The following is a 14084-nucleotide window of genomic DNA, read 5'->3' on the forward strand; positions in this document are numbered from 1 at the left end:
CAGGAACGTCTCGATTCATGGCGATACCACAAGGAAAGAAGGATGATCTCCGGAACGCTTACTCAAGAGCATCATCTCCACGCACTTCGCCTGCACCGGCGGAAGGCGGTAAAGGTACTGGTAGGGGTCCTGCTGGCATGTGCGGTGATCGGCGTTGTCGCTCTTGCCACGGACCATCACTTCTCTGGCCTTATCCTGGTCTGCGGCGGCGTCGGTGGCGCGATCAGTGCGTTCGCCCAGTCCAGGCTGACCCTGCCCCGTCAGGTGGCCAAGATCCACCGTCAACAGGCGAGTCTGCACGCCCACTACACCTATAGCTGGGACGAAGAGTGGCTCAACGTTGCGTCCGAGCATGTGCAGGCCAAACGGCGGTGGTCGGATTACGCCAAGGTGCGGGAGAACGAGGAAGTGCTGCTCCTCTACCACTCGGACGTCATGTTCGAGGTTCTCCCGAAAGCATGGTTCAACGGCCAGGCGCAGATGGATGAATTCCGGAGATTGGCCTCGCGCGCAGCGGGCTGAGCGTATCTACCGAACGTTTGAAACATTGCAGCTCTCCAATGAACACGTCACAGTTCGTTGCGTATAACGGAGACAGCGCATGCAAGAGAAGACTCATCACCTCAGGATGGCAGCGACAGGAATCACATTGCTACTGGCCGCCTGTACCTCCGTCGGCGACATGCGACGCACTGGACACGTCGCGACATTCTCGTCCGATCAGAATCCCTTGGCTGCGGCCACTTGCGTACGCGATGCGTGGGGAGAGGTGAGCATTGGGGGATCGCACTGGCAGTACGTCATTGAGCCCCGTTCCGATGGCTACTCCGTGTCCACTTCCAACGGCGGCGTCCCGGCAGAGTTTGTTGAGATCACCCCTCAGGCTGGAGGAGGAAGCGAGATCAAGTTCTACAGCAAGTTCCTGAAGCGCCGGCAGGCACGCTACATCGAGGCCGCCACGCAATGCGGTGCCCGCACGAAGTAGATCGAGCCCGGCGAACATCCCCGATTTCATGAGTCCTGATGGAAAGCCATCTCGCCATGACCAGCGCTCACTCACCTTCTTCGTGGATGCCACTGAACATCAATAGACGCAATAACTGCTCCAAATCCAGCATCAATAACCCTTGCTAGACGCTCTTGGACTCCGCCGGAGATCAGTGTGGTGGGCCCATCAGGATTCGAACCTGAAACCAAGGGATTATGAGGCACCACATTCATGCTTTGAAATCAACGACATGGCGCCTTCAATTTTTCCGGTGCTGCGTCGTGGAACGCCTGCTATGTATGGCGAGCGTGAGGTATTTTTCCGGTGATCGAGCGTCCGACCGCGCCTCAACGCAGGTCTACACGCTGGCTAGGGTGCATCAGACTCCACGCCGTAGATCCCGCAGCGCTGCGCTCACTCGCGCCTTTTGGGGATCCCTCGCCCTGGGCTTCGTCGCCGCCGGCAGACGGATTGGCTCGAGCGCTGCCTTAACCCGCTCCAGCTCCCTCGTCCCCGCCTCGGCCAAGCGGCGGGCCTGTTGCTGCTGCTCGCGGGTCGGCGGCAGCCCAGGCATCGGTGGCGGCGGCTGGATCGGGGTGCTGTCGGTCAGCCGGGCGACGGCCTCACGCAGGGACATGTCGGGGTAGAGCCTGGCGGCGCACCAGCGCTCGGCGTAGCGCTTCGCCTGCCGGACGTTGGCCGCGCGTACTTCCTTCACGTGCCACATCTTCTGGCCTTCCATCCACAGGCGCACTCCGGGGAGCCCGTCAGGGGTAACGCTGGCAGTCTCCCGGCCGTTGTACCAAAGCGCCCACCGCTCGCCCGTCTGGACCCAGCCAGAGGGGATCGGGGCGGTGCGGAAGCCGTGGGAGGACTGCATGGCCGGAAGAATACGGCCGGCGGTCGCAAAGGCTGCGACAAGCGATCGTTTACCGGCTGAACCATTCGGGATCACACGCCGGGCACGGCCGGGCGGACTACGCTTCGGCCATGTGTGGCCGATTCGTCCAGCTACCAGTTGTCGACTTTGGCCAGCCTGGCCTGGCTGACCTTGCCCCCGGTCTGGCTGAGATCCAGCCCAGCTACAACCTGGCGCCGACGCAGCGCGCCTCGATCATCTTGGACCGTGGCGAAGGCAGGCAGGTCACCCGGCTGGCCTGGGGCCTGTTGCCGTTCTGGGCGAAGGCCAAGGGCCTGCAGGGCTCGACCATCAATGCCCGGATCGAGACGGTGGCCACCAAGCCAGCCTTCCGGTCGGCGTTCAAGAAGCGCCGATGCGTGATCCCCATGACCGGCTACTACGAGTGGTCGGTCAGCCCCGAGGACGGGAAGAAAGATCCGTGGTTCATCCACGCAACCGGCCCGCTGCTGGCCGCCGGTTTGTGGGAAGACGCCAGCCCCCTACTGCCCGACGGCAATCTGGGAACCTTCACCATCATCACTGGCGACAGCAGCGGCGTATCGGCCGACATCCACGACCGCATGCCGGTGTGGCTGCAGGCCAACCAGATCGATGAGTGGATGGCCGCCAGCCCGGACGATGCCATGGCGATGCTGCTGGCCAGCGAAACGCCGGCGATGGAGGCCTATCGCGTCAGCAGGGCAGTGAACACCCCTCGCAACAACACTGAGCAACTGCTGTTGCAGGTCGCCTGACACCGGGGCGGCATGCGGCGGGTACAAGCGGCGGCAGAGCGGCAGCATGGGGGTGGGGGTAGACCCTCCCCCTTTATAGGGCAATTTTCGATGTGCCCACGGCAACAGGGTAATTCAGGTAACCGCCCTCAGAAATTGCCATAAAATTCCTTATATTTCAGATAGATAGAATACTTTTCCTAAGGTAATAATAGGGTAACCTTTCAGTAACCACGTTACCTTTCAACAGGGTAACCAACGGACCAAAAATAGTCCTTTAAAATCAATCACATAACCTTAATCGGCTTTAGAAATTACCCATAATTACCCCCTGAGGTAACGCCGAAAAGCCTTGCGGCAGTAGGACCAACGGCGTTCGCCGCCGCTCGGATTACCCGATTACCCGGTTCCGATGGGCACATCGAGAAACGGCCAGTCGTTGAACCACGCCGTCAGGCGTCCTGGGAGCGCCTACAAAGGGCCGTTCCGCGCAGGGTTCCGCAGGGCCGACCCAAGGCTACTCGCGCCCCGTGCAGCCATAGCGGGCGGGGCTTGGCCGGTTGTGCGGGGCGTGCAGAAAAAACACCCCATGAAGTGCGCAGGCGTGGCGGGGAGACGAGTGCGCGCGCCGGGTGGTGGCCATAGCCGTCCGTACGTGATCGGGGTAAACCGTATGCATTTCGTGCAACACTTCCGCTCCGGCCCAGATGGACAACCGCATGAGCCTTGCGCAGCACGCCCTCGCCCTCTCCGTCCGTCAGGTCGATGCAGTCACCGCCTTGATAGCCGAGATGCGCCCGCCGCTTGATCCACCTGGCCGGCCCCAATGCGCGCTGTTCCTCACAATCGCGGAGCAGTTCGATGCCACGGTGTGCCTTGCGCGGGCCAATCTTCTGACCCACGGGGCCGTGCATGTGCGCTCAATGATTGAGGCCACCGCAGACCTGTTCATGCTTGGGTTGAGAGATAACCACGTGCGACGCATGCAATATGAAGAGGCCAACGGCGCGAAGCGGTTCTATGAGCGTCTGCTCGAATCTCACCAGCTGTCCGCTGCGGACCGCGAGATGATCGAAGCCAATCTGGCCGAATGCATCGGGCGTTACACCCCGCTGCATGAAGAATTCAAGAAAGACAAGCTCTATGAGGTGGAGAAGTTCACCGCCACAGGTTTGCCCGAGTTCATCGGCATCTACTCGATGCTGTGTAGCTTCGTCCACAATGACCTCACGGCTCTGTCGCTGCGCCACCAGCGAGACACCGCTGGGATGATCTTTCGCGCCCCACTGGACGACGGGATCTCGTTCCTTATCCTGCAAGCCGCTCAACACGCAATGGTGCGCTCGGTCGAATACATCGGCGAAATCGCCTGGTTCCCGCCAGGTCATTTCGAGCAGTACAGGGATACGATGCACAGGCTGTACCGGCAGCTGGTGGACAGCCGCCCTCTGCAGCGAACAGAGACACCTGCGTAAACAGAAAAGCCGCCCGAAGGCGGCTTTTACTGTTGAACTGCGTTGCAGCTTATGGTTTCGGAAGTCGGGACCTGGCCACGTCGAAGTAGTGGCCGGTCATCTCGATGCCGGTCCAGCTGTAGCCCTCAGCATCCGCGGCTACCAATGTCGTGCCGGAGCCGGCGAAGGGATCAAGGATGCGCCCGCCCTGCTCGCAGATCCGCACCAGCTGGCGCATGAGGTCGGTCGGCTTGCCGGTGAGGTGGTGCTTGTCCGACTTACGCACCGCTTCGCGGAAGACACCCGGCAGCGTTGGCGCCGCCCGGCCCAGTGGCATCCCGCCCTTGCTGCCCCATACGACGTACTCAGCCTGGTTGGAGAAACGGCCGCGCTGAGGCCGCACGCCGCCCGTCTTGTCCCACACCGCCACACCGCGCCAGGTGAAGCCGGCGCACTGCAGCGCGTCGGTGGTCAGCGGCAGCTGCCGCCAGTCGGTGAACAGCAGCACCGGCGCACCATCCCGCAGCACGCGGTTGCATTGCGCCAACCACAGCTGCATCCACGCCAGGTGCGAGCGCTGGTCGCGTTCATCGCTGGGGAAGTCAGCATGCAGATATGGCGCACTGCTCTGCATGTACTTCTCGTTGGGGCTGCGCTGGCGAGCAGACGCATGGACGCCGCCGCTTGCATACGGCGGGTCAGTGATGAGAGCGTCGAAGCTGTTGGCCGGCAGGGTCGGCAGGACGGTCAGCGCATCGCCGTGGATCAGTTCGTTCTTCATGGGTAGAGCCTTCTTCGTGGTGTCGCTCGCGGCGATCCGTGGAGAGGCTCTGGGCCTTCATATGGTTCATATCCCCGCACCGGGGGCATTTCATCTGTAGGTCATAGTCGCCTGCGGCCTTGGCCAGCAGGCGAGCACACGCGCCGCAGCGCAGGTTCTGACGGCCGGTCATCATGCAGCCGCTCCCAGCTCGAAGGGATCGAAGCGGATCACATCCTGGCCCAGCCATTCATTGATCGCCGCAATCCGCGTTTGCAGCGGGGCGAGCTCCATCGCCGCCCACACCGTGGCCGCATCGCGGATCGACCCAAACCCGCCACTGTTCTGCGGCACGATGCCCAGCAGCTGCGGCGGTACGCGGAGCGCCGCCAGCATGTCATCGCGCGTCACGCTCTTGATGCCGGCGAACTCATCACGTGCGGCTACCTCACTGACCGGAATCACCTGCAGGCCGTCCTTCTTGCCGTTGGGCGAATGCACGAACAGGTTCTTGAAGTTGCCCGGCCCGCGCGACTGCCGCAGCGCGTCGCGCAATGCGTCCACGTCCATCCCTTCCGGCTGCGGATCGGTCATGTAGAGGATGTAACCGGCGTGGGAGCCGTTGTTGTAGTACTTCCGGCGGAACAGCGTGGCCGACTCATTCAGGAGCGCCGACTGCACTGCTGGCATCCACTCGGGCACGCCGTAGATTTCCTGATCCGCGTCGGCCTCGCGCAGCTGGAACACCTCGCCACCGGGGAACTCATGCTCCACGCGGCCAGCGCGCACCTGGAAGAACTCACCATCTTTCACGCCCCTGCGCACGTACTGCGCCAGCGGAACCGCCAAGCTGTGCGCGGCGCCGGACATAGCCCGACGCCGCTCAACGTAGGCCATGCCGAAGGTGGTGTAGTCCAGCGCCAGCTGCGAGAACGCCTCGCGGCTCAGCAAGCGATGCGGGCGAAAAGTACGTACCAGCATGTTGCGCTTGAACGTGAGGCCGCTGTGCAAGTACGGATTCGCGCGCGTGGTGCGCGACAGGCCATATAGATCCACGGGAGGCTCGAAGTAGCGACCGTTCTTCCAACATTCGAGGTAGTCGAGGATGCCGCGCGACTCCAGCACGGGGGTGGCCTCGCCGAACGTAAACGCCTCGATACTCGGCGGCGTCGCAGTGGCGCCCTGGTCGGTGTCTGTCATCAGAAAATCTCCATGGTGCCGCGTGCTGCAGCACCGCCTTCCAGCGGTTCGTTCTGCAGGGCGTGCATGAGTGCCCACGCCAGATCGGCGTGGCCGGTGATGCGCGAGCGGCCAGCGGTGTATGTCACCTGGCGCCCGCTCGGGGTAATGGTTTTCTGGATGGCCAGCAGTGACTGCGTCAGGTCCGTCCAGCCGGCGTCGTATTCCAAGCGCTCGTTCTTGATGACATCGAACGCCTTCAGCACCAGCCGGGTTTTCACTTCGGGCGAGTAGTTGAAGACGGTCACGCCAGGGAAGAACTGGCGCACCAGCTGCGCCACGCCCGTACCCATGCCGGTAGCGTCGATGCCGATATAGGTCACCCAATACCGCAGGGTGATCTGCTGAATGAATGCGGCCTGCGCCGCAAAATCCATGCCCTTGAACTGATGGCGTTCCAGCACGCGGAACTTGCCACCGGGCACCAGCGGAGGGGCCAGCACCACGATGCCCGCGCTGTCGCCCGTCTCGGCAGGGTCATAGCCGATCCACACCGCGCGGTCGCCGTAAGGGCGAATGGCGAATGGCTTGAAGTCGTCGGCCCAATCCACCCAGCTGTCGACCTGGCACGGCTGCAGCATCGTGAGCGGGAAGACGCTGGCGCTGTCGTCCACGAACTCGCACATCAGCAGGTTTGCGAATTCCTCGGCGCTGTAATCGCGGCGCAGTTCCTCGATATCGAACAGATCGCAGCCCCGGCCTGCCGCGTCCAGCACGGTCACGATCTGGCGCCAGATGGCATCCTCGCAGCGGCGGCCGCCCATCAAGCGCGCATGGCTCACGTCCAGCTGGATCTGCTGGGACACCGGCCGGCCCTTGTTGAAGCGATCACCGGTCCAGAAATCGAACGCTTCGTGCGCCATAGTGGACGGCGTGCTGAAGTAGGTCTTGCGCCACTTCTTGTGCATCGCCATGCCGCTGGCGACCTTGTTCAGCTGATTGAAACCGTAGGTCCAGAAGAACTCATCGAAGTAGAAGTTCCCGTGGTAGCCCTGTGCGGTGCGGGCGTTCGTACCGAGGAAGAACAGTTCTGCCCCGTTGGCCAACGTGATCGGATCGCCGGTCAGGTCACGGTCCAGCACCTCGCGGACAAACCCGCGCATGTAGCCGAGGAAGATGTGTGCCTGGCTCTTGGATGCGCTCAGGAAAATCTGATTACGGCCCGTGGTCAGCGCATCGATCAGCGCCTCGCGGGCGAAGTAGTACGTGGCGCCGATCTGGCGCGACTTCAGGATGATGCGCGTGCGTTCGTTGCCCGCCCGGTACCAATCGCGCTGGTAGTCGAAGCACCCATCCACAAACGCCGTTTGCAGGCGTTCGATCTCTTCATCGCTGAATTCGTTCTTTCGCGCCTTCTTCTTCGGTGCCGCATTGCGATTGGCCACCGCAGGATTCAGATCGGCCTCGTTGCCGCCGCCCTGGTAGCGCTGAATTCGGGCCTGCCGTTCCAGCTGGCGGTGGAGCAGATCAATCTCTTTGAAGTCGCCGCCGGTCTTTTCCTCTTTGTGGATGAGGATGGCCAACCGCGCTTCCAGTGCCCCGCCGATGCGCTCAACAGTGTCTGCGCGGTCCCATTCGTCGCGCGCCTTCCAGCTGTGGACGGTCTTCTCTTTCTCGCCAATCAGGCTGGCGATATCGCACACGCGCCAGCCCATCCAGTACAGGAACTTGGCTTGGCGCCGTGGATCGACGTGGAGTTTTTCGGCTAGGCTGCTCACGTGAACAGGTTGCCCGGCGTCACGCGCGCGCGACACGAAAACCCCACGTAGAACAGCGGCTTACACATCGTTCGCGTTGCCGCCGACTCGCCCTCATTCGACCATGGGTCATCGCATCGAGAACCGATGCGCACCGACACCAGCAGAGGGCGAGATGGCCAGCAAAACCAAGAAGCGTTCCGAGTTCTTCCGTGTGGCCGTCGAAGGCGCGACCACCGATGGCCGGGTGATTGAACGACAGCAGATCGCAGACATTGCCGAAACCTACGATCCGCAGGTGTACGGCGCCCGCATCTGGCTGGAACACTTCCGCAGCACGCTGCCGGACAGCCCGTTCCGCGCCTATGGCGACGTGCTGGCGGTCAAGGCCGAGGAAGTGGACATCGCCGGCAAGAAGAAGCTGGCCCTGTTCGCGCAGGTCGAACCGACCGATGACCTGGTCGATATGGTGAACGTGCGCAAGCAGAAGGTCTTCACCAGCATTGAGATTTCGCCGGAGTTCGCCGACAGCGGCAAGGCGTACCTGTTCGGCCTGGCAGTCACCGACTCGCCGGCCAGCCTCGGCACCAGCATGCTCGCATTCTCCGCGCAGAATCCCGACAGCAGCCCGCTCAAGGATCGCAAGCAGGCACCGGAGAACCTGTTCACCGAGGCCGCCGAGACCATCATCAAGTTCACGGCCGAGGATGAGCCGGAGGCACGCCCCGGCCCGGTTGCCGCGTTGCTGTCCAGCCTCGGCCTGGCCAAGAAGCCCGCACCAGCACCGGCGAAGGAAGATCCCGAGTTCAACGTGGCCGAGTTCGCCACCCAGCTGCTCGGCGCGGTGGGCGAGCAGGATGCGGCCATGGCCAAGCTGGGCCAGGACAACCGCGAACTGCGCGAGCAGGTGCAGGCGCTGTCCACTCAGGTCAATGGCCTGCGCAAGAAACTGGACGAAACCCCGCAGTCCTTCACCAAGCGCCCGCCGGTGCCGGGTGGCAAGGACGTGGATACCGCCAACTTCACCGACTTCTGATCGGCCCCACCTCTTTCACGATTCCGGAGCTATCCCATGCGTACCGAAACCCGTCACAAGTTCGACGGCTTTACCCAGCAGATCGCAAAGCTGAACAACGTCAGCGGCGTCGCCAACACCTTCTCCGTGGAGCCGGAAGTACAGCAGCGCCTCGAAGCGCGCATGCAGGAAGACAGCTCGTTCCTGCAGGCGATCAACATGGTCCCCGTCAACGAACTTAAGGGCGAAAAGGTCGGCGTCGGCATCAGCGGAACCATCGCCGGTCGTACTGACACCAGCGGCAACGGCGAGCGCAACCCCACCGATCCCAGCGCACTGGACTCCAACGTGTACGAGTGCCAGAAAACGGACTTCGACACCGCGCTGACCTATTCCCGGCTCGATGCCTGGGCACACCGTCCCGAGTTCCAGACCCTGATCCGCGACGCGATCATCCATCGCCAGGCGCTGGACCGCATCATGATCGGCTGGCACGGCACCAGCATCGCCAAGAACACCGACCGCAAGGCCAACCCGATGCTGGAGGACGTGAACAAGGGCTGGCTGCAGAAGTACCGCGAACACGCCCCCGAGCGCCTGATGCTCGAAGGGAAGGAAGGCACGGGCAAGATCAAGGTGGGCGGTACGGGCGCCGACTACGGCAACATCGACGCGCTGGTGTTCGACCTGGTCTCCAACCTGATCGACCCGTGGCATCAGGAAGATCCGAGCCTGGTCGTGATCTGTGGCCGTCAGCTGGTCCACGACAAGTACTTCCCGATCCTCAACGAGGACAACAAGCCCACCGAGAAGCTGGCGGCCGAACTGATCCTGGGCACCAAGCGCATCGGCGGTCTGCAGCCGGTCATCGTGCCGTTCTTCCCGGCCAAGTCGCTGATGGTGACCTCGCTCAGCAATCTGTCGCTCTACTGGCAGATCGGCGGGCGCCGTCGCCACATCATCGAGCAGCCGAACAAGAACCGGGTCGCCAACTTCGAGTCGTCCAACGATGACTACGTGGTGGAGGACTACGGCCTGGGCGCCGTCGCCGAGAACATCGAGTTCGGGTCCTAAGCCATGGCCGACTCACCCGCCAGTCGCCACGTGAAGCGTGCGCTCGCCGCCAAGGAGGCGGCGCGCACCGCCGGGAGCAACCTGATGGAAGGGACCACCATCTACCAGCAGATGCAGGTGCGTCTGACGGCCGACCGCGCCCGCCTGAAACAGATCCAGTCCACCCAAGGCAAGGCCCAGCTCAAGGTCGCGCTGCTCCCCTCCTACGCCCCGTATCTGGAAGGCGTGCTGTCCGCTAATGCAGGCGGCAAGGACGACATCGTTTCCACGCTGATGCTCTGGCACTTCGATGCCGGTCAGTTCGATGCCGGGCTGGACATTGCGCAGTACGTGCTTGCCCACGGGCTGGATATGCCGGACACGCACAAGCGCACCGCAGGCTGCGTGGTTGCCGAAGAAATCGGACAGGCCGCCGTCAACGCCCTCAAGACCAGCGCACCGTTCGATCTGGCTGTGCTTGACCGTGCGGTGGCGCTTACCGATGGCCAGGACATGCCCGACGAAGTGCAAGCCCGTCTGCTGGTGGCGCGTGGCCGTGGCCGGCTCGCAACGGATACCGACGACGCGCCGCTGGATGCGGAGGCTGTCGGCCAGGTCATCGACGACCTGCGAAAGGCCATCCAGCTGCATGACGCCTGCGGCGGCAAGGAAGACCTCAAGCGCGCCGAGCGCCTGATGAAGAAGTTCGAGGCCAGTCAGTCCAACGACTGACCTCACACCGCGCGTACCCCGCAACCCCGCCGGCTCGGGGCCGATCACCAAGACCTCTCTCCCTTGGTGTGACGCCCCGACCACCGGCGACCTACGAGGCCACCATGAGCAGCTTTGTTGCCAACGCATCGCCCGTCCCCAAGCAGCCCAACGTCTCCGCCGGCGCGTTCTGGCCGGAAATCGACGTGGCTGTGCTGCGCGAGACGATCCGCGTTCCCGGCGACATTCAGGCACCGCGGATGCGCAGCACCGTGGTGTCGGCGGTCATGGACGTAACGCGGGAACTGGAGGCGTGGCAGGCGGGCAAGGAAGCCGCCGGCTACGCCACCTTGGCCGACGTACCTGCGCCGGTGATCGACGGCAGCACACGCCTGGTGCATCTGTTTCTGCGCGCGGTTGGCTGCGCCACCGCCGTCGAACTGCACGAACGCTACCGCTCCTACGACGCCACCGCACAGGGCAACCAGCGTGCGGAGGAACTGACTCCGACCATTGATGAGATCCGCCGCGATCTGCGCAACACCCTCTGCGATCTGCAGGGCGTGCGGCGGGTCACGGTGGAACTGATCTGATGCGCGTCGTCTCGATGCAGGGCGACACGCTCGACGCGCTCTGCCACCGGCACCTGGGCACCACCGCCGGCATGGTCGAGAAGGCGCATGCACTGAACTACGGCATCAGCTTGCATGGGCCGGTCCTGCCCATCGGCACTGTCGTGGAGCTACCCGACGTACCCGCACCGTCCACCGGCGCCGCGATGCGCCCCCTTGTTCAGCTATGGGATTGAAGATGACCGAACCAACCTCTACCGGCAGCATGGCAGCACTGGCAACGGGGGTCGGCCTTGCGTCGATCCTGCCGGGGATCCAAACCGACGCATTCCTGGGCGCGTTCGCCGGCGCCACCCTGTTCGTCGTGTCGGCCAAGAATCTGCCGATCTGGAAGCGCCTGGTGTATCTGGCCATCAGCGTCGTGGCCGGCTACCTGGGCGGTACCGAGGTGATGCAGCGCTTCGGCGTGGTGTCCACGGGCCTTGCCGCGTTCATCTGTGCGGCGGTCATCGTCACCCTGACCCTGAGCCTGATCGAGCGCAGCCGCTCGGCTGACGTGACCCGCCTGCCGCGTGGAGGCTCCGATGGCTGAGTTCCTGACCACCGCCACGCTGCTGTGCAGCCTGGCCATCTGCATCCGCCTGCTGACCTACCGGCCCGCCCCCGGCGCCAACCACCGCCCCGCCATCGCCTGGTGCGCATGGCTGCTGATCGCCGCCACCGGCGGCCTGGCCCTGCAGATCATGCTGCAGGGCGCCCGCGCCCACGTCACCGTCTGGCAGCTGCTGCTACTGCTGGTCCTGCTGGTGGCCACCTATCGTTCACGCGGCAACGTCGCGCACCTGTTCGGGAGCAACTGACGTGCTGACCGCCCCACTACTGGCGCAGATCATGCAATGCCCGCTCCCCCGCGCTCAGCGCTGGGTGGCGCCGTTCAACGCGGCGATGAAGCGCTTCGGGATCAACACCCCGGTGCGCGCCGCGTACTTCCTCGCACAGGTCGGCCACGAAAGCCTGAGCCTGTCGCGGGTGGAGGAATCGCTCAGCTACAGCCGCGAGCGCCTGCTCGAAGTGTTCGGCAAGTACGTCGAAGGCCCGGAGGCGGCTGCGTTCGTCCACCAGCCGGCGAAGCTGGGCAACCGCGTCTATGCCGGCCGCAACGGCAACGGCAATGAGGCCAGCGGCGACGGCTACGCCTATCGCGGGCGTGGGCCGATGATGCACACCGGCCGTGGCAACTATCGCCACATCGGCCAGCTGATCGGCCAGCCGCTGGAAGAGATGCCCGGCCTGCTGATCGAGCCGGAAACCGGCGCCCTGGCAGCGGCGGCGTTCTGGCACGACAACCGGCTCAACGCCTACGCCGACCAGCGCGACGTGCTGGCCGTCAGCCGGGTGGTCAACCTGGGCAACGCCCGCAGCCGCGCCACGCCGAACGGCATGGCCGACCGAACCGCACGCACCACCCGCGCCCTGGCCGCGCTGGGCGCACGCTGATGCTCTACCGCGCCCTTGCCATCGTGGCCCTGATCGCAGCCACCGCCGGCCTTTTCAGCTGCCAGCAGGTGCGGGTGAACCGCGCCACCGCCGCGCTGGACCGCGCCAACGCTGCCTTAGCCAGCGCCAACGCCGAAATGAAGGATCTGGCCGGCAAGCTGGAACTGGCAAAGGCCACCACCCGCGTCGTGACCGAGTACGTGGACCGCGTACAGGTGGTGCGCGAGCGCGGCGACACCATCACCAAAGAGGTTCCCGTCTATGTCACTCCGACCGCTGATGCCGCTTGCGCTGTGCCTGCTGGCTTCGTGCACATCCACGACGCCGCTGCGGCAGGCATCGCCCCCACCGGAACTGCCGGCGATCCTGATGCGCCCGCTGCCGGCGTTACGCTCTCTGCCGTCGCCGAAACCACCGCAGCCAACTACGGCCAGTACCACGCCGCCGCCGAGCAGGTGACGGCGCTACAGCAGCTGGTCACCCAGCTGCACACCGCCCTGGCCGAGTGCGCGCGGCGATGAAGAAGCCCCAACTGCTCCGCCAGCACCTGGTCGCGGCAATGCCGACGCTCGCCGCCGATCCGGAACGCCTGCTGGTGTTCGTGGACGACGGCGGGCTGGTGGCCAGCTTCACGGCGGGCCTGTCCTTCCAGTACCGCTACACCCTCGAACTGATCCTGCGTGACTTCGCCGGGGCGCCCGAGGCCGTCATGGTGCCGCTGCTGCAGTGGCTGACGCGGCACCAGCCCGATCTGCTGGCCAACCCGGACAACCGCGAAAAGCTGGCCTTCGAGGTGGACGTGCTGAGCGATACCGTGGTCGATCTGGCCATCCGGCTACCGCTGACCGAACGCGTGCGCGTTCTGCAGGACGACGCCGGGGTGTTCCAGCTGCAGTACCTGCCCGAGCCGCGCACCGAGTGGGAACATCGCCACACGCTCGCCGGTGGCCCGCTGACGGCCGACGGTGAAGTGCTGGGCACCCTGCCGGCGATCACCGAGTGAGTGAGGATCTGCAGCGCCTGGAGGCGTGGGTGGCGCCTCTGCTGCAGCAGCTCAAGCCTGCCCAGCGCAGCCAGCTGGCACGCAAAGTCGGCACCGCCGTGCGGCGCTCGCAGCAGAAGCGCATCGCGGGTCAGCAGAATCCCGACGGTTCCCCGTTTGCCGCACGACGAAACGCACCGCCTCGCCGCGCCAAGGCTGGCCGCATCAAGCGCGGCGCCATGTTCGGCAAGATCCGGCAGGCCAAGCATCTACGCGTGCGGGGCAGTGCCAGTGAGGCGGCGGTGGGCTTCGCCGGCCGCGTCTCCCGCATCGCGCGAATCCACCAAGAAGGTCGCACCGATTCCGTCAGCAAGGGCGGCCCCCGCGTCACCTACGCGCGGCGCGTGCTACTCGGCTTCACCAACGCCGACGAACAGCTGATACGCGAGCTGATCCTCGATCACCTGCACACGCTGTAGCG

The 14084-nt window shown here is 64.3% G+C and carries 20 protein-coding genes; 15 read left to right on the forward strand and 5 right to left on the reverse strand.

The window, feature by feature from the left end; all coding sequences use genetic code 11:
- The first annotated feature begins 42 nt into the window (after positions 1-42).
- On the forward strand, positions 43-522 hold the full coding sequence (locus M1L61_RS20310) for a YcxB family protein (RefSeq protein WP_224328629.1): 480 nt from the start codon (positions 43-45) through the stop codon (positions 520-522).
- A 79-nt stretch (positions 523-601) separates the two neighbouring features.
- Complete coding sequence (locus M1L61_RS20315) at positions 602-985, forward strand: hypothetical protein (RefSeq protein WP_224328630.1); 384 nt, start codon at positions 602-604, stop codon at positions 983-985.
- Between the two features lie 382 nt (positions 986-1367).
- Here M1L61_RS20315 and M1L61_RS20320 read toward each other — a convergent pair whose 3' ends face one another.
- On the reverse strand, positions 1368-1868 hold the full coding sequence (locus M1L61_RS20320) for a hypothetical protein (protein WP_248854006.1): 501 nt from the start codon (positions 1866-1868) through the stop codon (positions 1368-1370).
- Between the two features lie 110 nt (positions 1869-1978).
- Between M1L61_RS20320 and M1L61_RS20325 the strand changes: the two genes are divergently transcribed.
- Entirely contained in the window at positions 1979-2644 is a 666-nt protein-coding gene (locus M1L61_RS20325; RefSeq protein WP_248854007.1) for an SOS response-associated peptidase, read from the forward strand.
- 698 nt (positions 2645-3342) lie between these two features.
- On the forward strand, positions 3343-4098 hold the full coding sequence (locus M1L61_RS20330; RefSeq protein WP_248854008.1) for a DUF5677 domain-containing protein: 756 nt from the start codon (positions 3343-3345) through the stop codon (positions 4096-4098).
- A 49-nt stretch (positions 4099-4147) separates the two neighbouring features.
- Here M1L61_RS20330 and M1L61_RS20335 read toward each other — a convergent pair whose 3' ends face one another.
- The 4 genes from M1L61_RS20335 to M1L61_RS20350 are packed head-to-tail and all read right to left on the reverse strand — an operon-like array spanning position 4148 to position 7794.
- Positions 4148-4858: a site-specific DNA-methyltransferase gene (locus M1L61_RS20335; RefSeq protein ID WP_248854009.1), complete on the reverse strand. Its 711-nt coding sequence runs from the start codon at positions 4856-4858 to the stop codon at positions 4148-4150.
- Entirely contained in the window at positions 4776-5087 is a 312-nt protein-coding gene (locus tag M1L61_RS20340; RefSeq protein WP_345779125.1) for a Com family DNA-binding transcriptional regulator, read from the reverse strand. Before M1L61_RS20340 ends, M1L61_RS20335 begins: the two co-directional genes overlap by 83 nt.
- Complete coding sequence (locus tag M1L61_RS20345; RefSeq protein WP_248854010.1) at positions 5030-6037, reverse strand: phage portal protein; 1008 nt, start codon at positions 6035-6037, stop codon at positions 5030-5032. The genes M1L61_RS20340 and M1L61_RS20345 overlap by 58 nt, the downstream gene beginning before the upstream one ends.
- Entirely contained in the window at positions 6037-7794 is a 1758-nt protein-coding gene (locus M1L61_RS20350) for a terminase ATPase subunit family protein (RefSeq protein ID WP_248854012.1), read from the reverse strand. Before M1L61_RS20350 ends, M1L61_RS20345 begins: the two co-directional genes overlap by 1 nt.
- Positions 7795-7948: 154 nt before the next feature.
- Here M1L61_RS20350 and M1L61_RS20355 point away from each other — a divergent pair, with 154 nt between their 5' ends.
- From M1L61_RS20355 to M1L61_RS20405, 11 genes are all read left to right on the forward strand, one after another.
- Complete coding sequence (locus M1L61_RS20355; protein WP_248854013.1) at positions 7949-8809, forward strand: GPO family capsid scaffolding protein; 861 nt, start codon at positions 7949-7951, stop codon at positions 8807-8809.
- Positions 8810-8845: 36 nt separating this feature from the next.
- Positions 8846-9862: a phage major capsid protein, P2 family gene (locus tag M1L61_RS20360; RefSeq protein WP_248854014.1), complete on the forward strand. Its 1017-nt coding sequence runs from the start codon at positions 8846-8848 to the stop codon at positions 9860-9862.
- A 3-nt stretch (positions 9863-9865) separates the two neighbouring features.
- The gene (gene gpM, locus M1L61_RS20365) at positions 9866-10573 is read left to right on the forward strand and encodes a phage terminase small subunit (RefSeq protein WP_010481674.1); all 708 of its coding nucleotides are present in this window, start codon (positions 9866-9868) and stop codon (positions 10571-10573) included.
- 104 nt (positions 10574-10677) lie between these two features.
- Positions 10678-11145, forward strand: a complete 468-nt coding sequence (locus M1L61_RS20370) for a head completion/stabilization protein (RefSeq protein ID WP_248854015.1) — start codon at positions 10678-10680, stop codon at positions 11143-11145.
- Positions 11145-11360, forward strand: coding sequence for a tail protein X (locus M1L61_RS20375; protein WP_033833604.1), 216 nt, complete (start codon positions 11145-11147; stop codon positions 11358-11360). Before M1L61_RS20370 ends, M1L61_RS20375 begins: the two co-directional genes overlap by 1 nt.
- A 2-nt stretch (positions 11361-11362) precedes the next feature.
- Complete coding sequence (locus M1L61_RS20380) at positions 11363-11716, forward strand: putative holin (protein WP_010481669.1); 354 nt, start codon at positions 11363-11365, stop codon at positions 11714-11716.
- Complete coding sequence (locus M1L61_RS20385; protein WP_010481666.1) at positions 11709-11984, forward strand: phage holin family protein; 276 nt, start codon at positions 11709-11711, stop codon at positions 11982-11984. Before M1L61_RS20380 ends, M1L61_RS20385 begins: the two co-directional genes overlap by 8 nt.
- 31 nt (positions 11985-12015) lie before the next feature.
- Complete coding sequence (locus M1L61_RS20390) at positions 12016-12621, forward strand: glycoside hydrolase family 19 protein (protein ID WP_248854800.1); 606 nt, start codon at positions 12016-12018, stop codon at positions 12619-12621.
- Entirely contained in the window at positions 12621-13142 is a 522-nt protein-coding gene (locus M1L61_RS20395; protein WP_248854016.1) for a hypothetical protein, read from the forward strand. The genes M1L61_RS20390 and M1L61_RS20395 overlap by 1 nt, the downstream gene beginning before the upstream one ends.
- Positions 13139-13624, forward strand: coding sequence for a phage tail protein (locus M1L61_RS20400; RefSeq protein WP_248854017.1), 486 nt, complete (start codon positions 13139-13141; stop codon positions 13622-13624). Before M1L61_RS20395 ends, M1L61_RS20400 begins: the two co-directional genes overlap by 4 nt.
- On the forward strand, positions 13621-14082 hold the full coding sequence (locus M1L61_RS20405; RefSeq protein ID WP_248854018.1) for a phage virion morphogenesis protein: 462 nt from the start codon (positions 13621-13623) through the stop codon (positions 14080-14082). The genes M1L61_RS20400 and M1L61_RS20405 overlap by 4 nt, the downstream gene beginning before the upstream one ends.
- Positions 14083-14084: the final 2 nt, after the last annotated feature.

This window comes from Stenotrophomonas sp. NY11291, from assembly GCF_023277365.1.
GTDB lineage: Bacteria > Pseudomonadota > Gammaproteobacteria > Xanthomonadales > Xanthomonadaceae > Stenotrophomonas > Stenotrophomonas geniculata.

Coding starts and splice junctions, on each gene's coding strand:
- M1L61_RS20310 (WP_224328629.1), top strand. CDS start 43: ATGATCTCCGGAACGCTTACTCAAGAGCATCATCTCCACGCACTTCGC.
- M1L61_RS20315 (WP_224328630.1), top strand. CDS start 602: ATGCAAGAGAAGACTCATCACCTCAGGATGGCAGCGACAGGAATCACA.
- M1L61_RS20320 (WP_248854006.1), bottom strand. CDS start 1,868: ATGCAGTCCTCCCACGGCTTCCGCACCGCCCCGATCCCCTCTGGCTGG.
- M1L61_RS20325 (WP_248854007.1), top strand. CDS start 1,979: ATGTGTGGCCGATTCGTCCAGCTACCAGTTGTCGACTTTGGCCAGCCT.
- M1L61_RS20330 (WP_248854008.1), top strand. CDS start 3,343: ATGAGCCTTGCGCAGCACGCCCTCGCCCTCTCCGTCCGTCAGGTCGAT.
- M1L61_RS20335 (WP_248854009.1), bottom strand. CDS start 4,858: ATGAAGAACGAACTGATCCACGGCGATGCGCTGACCGTCCTGCCGACC.
- M1L61_RS20340 (WP_345779125.1), bottom strand. CDS start 5,087: ATGGCTGGGCCAGGATGTGATCCGCTTCGATCCCTTCGAGCTGGGAGC.
- M1L61_RS20345 (WP_248854010.1), bottom strand. CDS start 6,037: ATGACAGACACCGACCAGGGCGCCACTGCGACGCCGCCGAGTATCGAG.
- M1L61_RS20355 (WP_248854013.1), top strand. CDS start 7,949: ATGGCCAGCAAAACCAAGAAGCGTTCCGAGTTCTTCCGTGTGGCCGTC.
- M1L61_RS20360 (WP_248854014.1), top strand. CDS start 8,846: ATGCGTACCGAAACCCGTCACAAGTTCGACGGCTTTACCCAGCAGATC.
- gpM (WP_010481674.1), top strand. CDS start 9,866: ATGGCCGACTCACCCGCCAGTCGCCACGTGAAGCGTGCGCTCGCCGCC.
- M1L61_RS20370 (WP_248854015.1), top strand. CDS start 10,678: ATGAGCAGCTTTGTTGCCAACGCATCGCCCGTCCCCAAGCAGCCCAAC.
- M1L61_RS20375 (WP_033833604.1), top strand. CDS start 11,145: ATGCGCGTCGTCTCGATGCAGGGCGACACGCTCGACGCGCTCTGCCAC.
- M1L61_RS20380 (WP_010481669.1), top strand. CDS start 11,363: ATGACCGAACCAACCTCTACCGGCAGCATGGCAGCACTGGCAACGGGG.
- M1L61_RS20385 (WP_010481666.1), top strand. CDS start 11,709: ATGGCTGAGTTCCTGACCACCGCCACGCTGCTGTGCAGCCTGGCCATC.
- M1L61_RS20390 (WP_248854800.1), top strand. CDS start 12,016: ATGCAATGCCCGCTCCCCCGCGCTCAGCGCTGGGTGGCGCCGTTCAAC.
- M1L61_RS20395 (WP_248854016.1), top strand. CDS start 12,621: ATGCTCTACCGCGCCCTTGCCATCGTGGCCCTGATCGCAGCCACCGCC.
- M1L61_RS20400 (WP_248854017.1), top strand. CDS start 13,139: ATGAAGAAGCCCCAACTGCTCCGCCAGCACCTGGTCGCGGCAATGCCG.